The organism is Pseudoalteromonas sp. SR43-2 (assembly GCF_014163885.1).
Classification (GTDB): domain Bacteria; phylum Pseudomonadota; class Gammaproteobacteria; order Enterobacterales; family Alteromonadaceae; genus Pseudoalteromonas; species Pseudoalteromonas distincta.
The window spans coordinates 308,634-315,461 of record NZ_JACJED010000002.1 but is presented as its reverse complement, the minus strand read 5'-3'; the positions used below and the strand labels follow the sequence as shown (position 1 = coordinate 315,461).

Below are 6,828 nucleotides of genomic sequence, written 5' to 3'. Positions count from 1 at the left end.
AAAGGTAGAAGGTGCGCCGCGTTGCAACTTTGCGAGTAGTTCATCATTTAATTCTGCGTTTTGCGCATCTTGATGAAGTGTTTCACACAATTGCTTAATCTCATCTATTGATAGAGTGTCGGAGCTATCATCTTCAGGCGTGCTATTTGGCTCATCGCAAGTATTTGATGACAGCAGTTGCGTTATAATAAGTAGTTCGTTTTTGATATCGTCTAAAAGACTAATAACTTTAGCATCACTTTGTTTGTGCTCTAAATCTGTTAATAACTTCATTAACGTTGTTAGCCCTAAGTTACCAGCAACACCTTTGAGTGTGTGAATGAGGCTATCGACATCTTTTATGTTTGATAATTTATCATTAAATAATCTCTCAAACCGCTTATCACTATCACTAACAAACTTAGTAATCTCTGTAAGTTGCTTACACTTAGAACCCCAAAGTGCTAATCCTTTTTCAAAATCTATATGCTGCGCTTTAGGATCGCTTTGCGATATAACCATTTCTTTGGCAATACCAAGCCCCAGCACTTGCGCTATTTCTTGGTTTAGTTGGTTTATATCAATAGGCTTATTAGCAAAGCCATTCATGCCTGCTTTTTTAGCCGTAAGCTTATCTTGCTGTAATACGCTTGCTGTGAGCGCGATAATTGGCGTGTACTTAAGCTGCCTTTGGTTTTCTATTGCTCTTATTTTTTGTGCTGCTTGTATGCCATCACACAAGGGCATATGTATATCCATTAATATGACATCAAAGTCTTGCTCTTCAAATACTTTAATCGCTTCAAGTCCGTTTGACGCTTTGGTAACTGAATGCTGATCGCGTGACAGAAGCAAAGACAGTAGTTCTGTATTTTGCTCTATATCATCAACTACTAGCACTCTAAGTGCAGGCAGTTGGGTGTGTAGACCATCAAAATAATCTATTTTAGATTCGTCACCTAAAGTAAGCGGCAATGAAAAGTAAAAACAGGTGCCTTTACCTAGCTCACTTACTAAGTTTATTGTTCCGCCCATAAGCTCTACAAGTTGTTTACTTATGGTTGTACCAAGGCCTGTACCACCAAAGCGGCGAGTAGTAGTGCCATCGGCTTGTTCAAAAGGTTGAAATACAGCTTGAATACGATCTTTTGCAATACCAATTCCGGTATCTTGCACTTCAAAAAACAGATGCTGATTTTGTGTCATGCCAACGGTGACCGTAACAGAGCCTTCTTCGGTGAACTTAATCGCGTTACCAATTAGATTAGTGAGTACTTGTCTGAGTCGATCTGGGTCGCCGTAGTACGTAGAACTTACTGATTCTTTAATATGGAGTTTAAGTTCTAAATTTTTCTTTTTAGCCTCTAGCCAAAAAGTAGAAATAATACTGTCTATCACTGGTTTTAAGCTAAAGTGGACTGGCTCAATGGTAAGCTTACCGCGTTCTAGTTTTGCAGAATCGAGAATTTCATTTAACAATCTTAGCAATGAACGCGCTGCATTATTTACGGTAACCAAGTGCTTTTGTTGTTCTTGATCAAGTGGGGTATCCATTAATAGATCGCTAAAACCTATTATAGAATTCATTGGGGTGCGTATTTCATGGCTCATATTAGCCATAAAAGATTGCTTTGCATGAGCAGCTTCTTCAGCTTTAAATTTAGCTTGCTCTAGTTTTTCTTCATATTCTTTGCGTTCAGTAATATCGACTAAAACACCATCAATCCACTTTGGGTTGCCTTGAGCATCAAAGTCGATACTCCCTTTATCTAACAACCACAAAATTTTGCCATTTCTATGTCTAATTCGGTATTCAATAGAATATTGAGACTTTGCATCAACAGCTTTAGTGACTTCATCAACTATTTGTTTTTGGTCTGACTTCAAGACCAAGTCATTAAACTCGATACAATGCTCTGTAAACTCATTTGGGTTATACCCTGTAAGCTCAATTATATTTGGACTAATAAATAACATAGTCCAGTTGTCATCAAACTTGCATCTAAACGCGACTCCGGGCATGTTATCGATAAGAGAGCGGTATTTTTGTTCTTTCTCTTCTAAACTTTGCTGCAAAGCGCGTTGTTCGGTCAAGTCGGTGATAAAGCCAACATATAAAGGGTTATGGCCCGGCTGATTTACTTCGCCTATACCTAAGCGAATAGGAAAAACATGTCCGTTCATGTGTTTTGCATATACATCACGGTTTATGCCTATTATTTTACCTAGATCAACATTGTGAGCATTTAAGAGGTATTCGTCGTGGTGCTTGGCAATGTTATCGTCCATTAGCATTTTTACGTTTTTGCCTTGAACTTGGTTTTCTTGCCAGCCAAAAATTTTACTTGCGGCTTCATTAAAACTTAAAATAATACCAGCATGGTCAATGGTAACAATGCCATCTATAGCGGTACCTAAAATAGCATTTAGACGGGATTCTTTTGCCGACTTCTCCTCAAGTAGCATGCGATAGCGAACCATACCATTTATTACACCAACCACGCTTGTAATCGCGATAGTTGCTGTGGCGACTGCAATGGCGATAAAAGTTAGTCCTGCGGTTGCGTTAGCATCATCATAGATTAGTGGCGATGTAGCTACAAAACGTGTAGCGGCCATACCCATATAGTGCATACCAGCAACAGCACACCCTAAAATAACAGCGCTAATTGAGTTATTTTGAAGAGGTGATAAAGAGGGTAAAAAACGCTCAAGATTAAAGCGACTGTAAAGGGCTATAAAGGAGAGGGTTACAGCAACAATGATTGATAACGCAAATATCAATGGATCATATCTAAGTAAAGGAGCAAGATCCATTGCAGCCATGCCGCTATAATGCATAGTGCCAATGCCAGCTCCTAGTAACACGGAGCAAATCGACAATACTTTTAGATTCCCTTTACTATTTACTAGCATTGATACAGCGTACTGACATGCTATAAATGCTGGTATAAAAGAAAGGAGAGTGATTGTTGGATCATAATCAATATTAGTACACAGTGAAAAGGCAAGCATACCAATAAAGTGCATACTCCAAATACCAGCCGAAAAAACAGTAGCAGCGGTCACATTTGCTAAACGTTGGTAGCTAGGAAATTGAGTTTCTTTTGCGAGCTCTATAAGTCGAATGGTGAAAAAGGCTGCAAAAATAGCAATTAGCAATGACATTGAAACTAATAGAGGGTCGTAAACGCCATTAATGATTAAGCTAGGATCTTGGTCTGTGATAAAAAAAGCTGATTACATAATGGCTCAAAATGTAAGCTTTATTTATCAAGTCTAATCTACTTAATTAATCAATAAACCGTTAATTCAATGGAGTGAATAAAATAACGAATTTATTACTTTTAGTTTTCTTTTTTTTATCAAGGATTAGAATTTTAGTTGGTGTTTTTTATTCTAATGTATTGCCTGTCACAGGACTAAGTTAGATTTATATGGTCATATTTAAGTTTCTATCGAGTAACCTTAAGAAAACTAATGAATTGGCTTAACTAAGCGAAAAGTACACCTTATTTGGTTTTATTAGTTGCTGGTGAATTTTCTCGTAGCAATATCATTAATGAGTATGAAAGTGTTTGAATATCAGTTAAAGAAAAGTATAAAACGTAAAACGGTTGCCATTAAAGTACATAACAAGAAGGTGACTGTATATGCCCCTCAGTTTGTTAGTAATAAACACATCCAAGAATGGCTTTTTGATAAGCAGGTGTGGGTAAATGCTCAATTAACTAAACAGCACAATATTGCTGATAGCAGACAGAACCCGCTCAAAGACAAACAAATTTTAATCTTTGATAGCATTGTAAACATAGAATTTAAGCAAAGTACTAAGTCCGAAGTACTAAACTGTAACGACAGCTTGCTTATTACGCACTCTTCGCGCGTTAAAAATACTTCGCAAAAATATCAGCAACTTCTTGAAGAATATTTAAAAGAGCAACTAACTGCATATATAGAAATGCGTTTAGCGTACTTCTGCGCACAAATGGGTGAAGAATTACCTACGAGTCTAAAAGTAGCTATTTATAAGCGAAAGTGGGGAAGTTGTAATAGTAAGCGAGAGCTAACATTTAATTTGCATTTAATCGGAGCACCTTATCATGCTATTGATTATGTGATTGTCCACGAGTTAGCGCATTTACGTCACTTAAACCACAGTAAAGCTTTTTGGCAACACGTTGAGCGTTTTTTTCCTAATTATGAAGCATCATCAACATGGCTAAAGAAAAACAGCATGAGTTTACAATGGGTGTTTTGAAGTTAACCTGAATATAGGAATATAGGAATATAGGAATATAGGAATATAGGAATAAAGGAATAGTAGAAAAGTGGTGGAGGGAGCTGGATTCGAACCAGCGAAGGCTGAGCCGTCAGATTTACAGTCTGATCCCTTTGGCCGCTCGGGAACCCCTCCACACTAATTTTATTGCATTTGGCCCCACTTAACTTAGCGGTAAGAAAAGTGGTGGAGGGAGCTGGATTCGAACCAGCGAAGGCTGAGCCGTCAGATTTACAGTCTGATCCCTTTGGCCGCTCGGGAACCCCTCCAATGCAACGGCGCTGATAATAGCAAATTGCGTATTTAAGTAAAGAAAAAAGCTAAAGAAAATTGAAATAAAGCCGATAAATATCTATCAGTTACCACAATCGACTAAAGACTATGCAAATAGATGATTTGTTAATCACAGAGAGTCAGTTAAACAGTAGGCTCAATAATAGTGTGCATGAAAATCGCCGTGGCGAATTTTCTCTACTATTAGCGATGCTGTCACATGACGCACTCGACTTTAGCCAATTTCATTTACCAAAAACTGAAATAGATAATTTAGTTATAGAAGAAGAGGCATTAAGAAAGCAATTTGGCGCAGGTCCAAAGCAACTTTTAGCCCCTGATGAATACAATATGTTGGTTGGACAGTTTAATGCCTCATTAATATCTCAAGAAGGGGAGCGCTGTGGTATGACAAGTATTAAGTTAAGGCAATGCTTAAGCCCTGAACCACTTGCGATTAGAAATGATGATAAGCATATTCCACTTAATATAATAGATAACTGTGAGCTTGCTGTCAGAAGAAGAATTAAAAGCGAACAAACACAACTTGCGAATCCTCCTATAAATGCAGCTGCTTTTTACGACAGCCTAAATAGTGATGCAATACATCAACCACTTCAGCTTATTGCGGTGTGATATATGATTGTAATAATCATCAGTTAATATATGCTTTATAACGGGTCTGCTTTATATATTTGCTAATAATTGATTTAATGAAAAAAAAGCATCCAAAAATTAAATGCAATTGCTATAATGGCGTCAAATGGTATGACATGAAATGCCATTATCATTAAACCAAGGTAATTAGGAACGTAATGAAGAAAACATTCACGCTAAATCACGAGAAAATCAAATACCCTCGTATGGTTGATGCTGCAAAGCACGAAGTGAAAAAATATTTGAAAAGAGAGCGTAATAAAACGCTACCTGAAGATGCTGACTATTGGGCATTTGACTGTAAGTTTGGTAACACAGCTGAAGATGCGCAAGTTGTGCACGTTGCTGAATTAAGTAACCAAATTGGCGAAATTGAAAAGCAAGGTTTGACCTCTTTCTATGTAGAGATTTTAGCTCGACCTGCTCAACGTCAGCAATTAGATTTAGATGATGACGAATAATACTTAACTAAATTAAGTATTCAAAGTTATAAAATGAGCCCAAGTGGCTCATTTTTTGTTTTTATGCAATAAAGATTTACTAAAAAGCATTTTTATTAGTAACCAATAAGTAGAACCCCTCTTAATTAACATTTGCATAACAAAATGTAGTGCTATAGGCTGTTTTAATTAAAAAAACAAAACATTTTTTACTATGCCAATAAATTACTCTGACCATCAATTAAAACTAAGTTTAAAGAATTCTAAAGTACTTATAGTTGACGATCAGTTATTAAGCTTAATCGTATTGAAAAAAATATTATCAGAGCATTTTAATGTGACAACAGCTGGAAGTGGTGAAGAAGCAATTGAAATTTGTAATGTAAATGTACCCGATATAGTCCTACTCGATATTAGTATGGGTGGAATGAGTGGTATTGATACATGTTTAAAATTAAAAAATAATACTGAAACACAGGATATCCCAGTTATTTTTGTTACATCCTTTGAAAACGAAGAAGAAGAGTGTTGGGAAGCCGGAGCTGTTGATTTTATTAAAAAGCCGATTATAAAAGAAACACTATTTAGAAGGGTTCGTGCCCATATAACGTTAAAATTACAACACGACTTACTCAATCAAAAAGTATTTTTAGATGATTTAACTAAAGTATTCAATCGCCGTTATTTTGATGCACATTTTTCTAAAATGGAACGAAGCGCCTTACGAGAAAAAGTCGACTATGCACTATTACTCATCGATATAGACTACTTTAAGCAATACAACGATCTTTATGGTCATGTGCAAGGCGATACGGTTTTAAACCTTGTTGCACAAACTATTACTAATAGTTTGCAAAGGCCAACCGATTTTGTTGCGCGTTACGGCGGCGAAGAGTTTGTAGTTGTTCTACCGCATACAAGCACTGAAGGTGCAATTTGTGTTGCTGATAAAATTAAAAAAAATGTGGTCGATTTAGGAATATTACACAGATATTCAGAATATGACTTTGTGACTATTAGTATTGGTGGTGCAACCCTACAACCGTACGTAAATAACAAAAACACCTTGCAGATCGCAGATGAAAAAATGTATGAGTCCAAAATGCAAGGTCGTAACCAAGTGTGTTTTTAAGTTTAGCTAGCTAATAAATCACTTTGCCACTTAAAAACACCTTGTAGGTGATAAATATTAAATAA

Annotated in this window: 5 protein-coding genes and 2 tRNA genes; 4 read left to right on the top strand and 3 right to left on the bottom strand. The window is 36.5% G+C overall.

Translation table 11 applies throughout. The features are described 5' to 3' along the window. On the bottom strand, positions 1-3,147 hold a 3,147-nt coding region (locus tag H5120_RS02995; protein WP_182673540.1), incomplete at its 3' end, for an MHYT domain-containing protein. Between the two features lie 394 nt (positions 3,148-3,541). Here H5120_RS02995 and H5120_RS02990 point away from each other — a divergent pair. Then, positions 3,542-4,240, top strand: coding sequence for a M48 family metallopeptidase (locus H5120_RS02990; protein ID WP_182673539.1), 699 nt, complete (start codon positions 3,542-3,544; stop codon positions 4,238-4,240). Positions 4,241-4,311: 71 nt separating this feature from the next. Here H5120_RS02990 and H5120_RS02985 read toward each other — a convergent pair. Beyond that, a tRNA-Tyr gene (locus H5120_RS02985) sits at positions 4,312-4,396 on the bottom strand. A gap of 49 nt (positions 4,397-4,445) precedes the next feature. Then, a tRNA-Tyr gene (locus H5120_RS02980) sits at positions 4,446-4,530 on the bottom strand. Positions 4,531-4,642: 112 nt separating this feature from the next. Between H5120_RS02980 and H5120_RS02975 the strand changes: the two genes are divergently transcribed. The 3 genes from H5120_RS02975 to H5120_RS02965 all read left to right on the top strand — a co-directional run bounded on the left by H5120_RS02975 (position 4,643) and on the right by H5120_RS02965 (position 6,763). After that, positions 4,643-5,170, top strand: coding sequence for a VC2046/SO_2500 family protein (locus H5120_RS02975; protein WP_033021584.1), 528 nt, complete (start codon positions 4,643-4,645; stop codon positions 5,168-5,170). 179 nt (positions 5,171-5,349) lie between these two features. Next, positions 5,350-5,652, top strand: coding sequence for a DUF6172 family protein (locus tag H5120_RS02970; RefSeq protein ID WP_002961433.1), 303 nt, complete (start codon positions 5,350-5,352; stop codon positions 5,650-5,652). Positions 5,653-5,845: 193 nt separating this feature from the next. Next, entirely contained in the window at positions 5,846-6,763 is a 918-nt protein-coding gene (locus H5120_RS02965; protein ID WP_182673538.1) for a diguanylate cyclase, read from the top strand. Positions 6,764-6,828 lie beyond the last annotated feature (65 nt).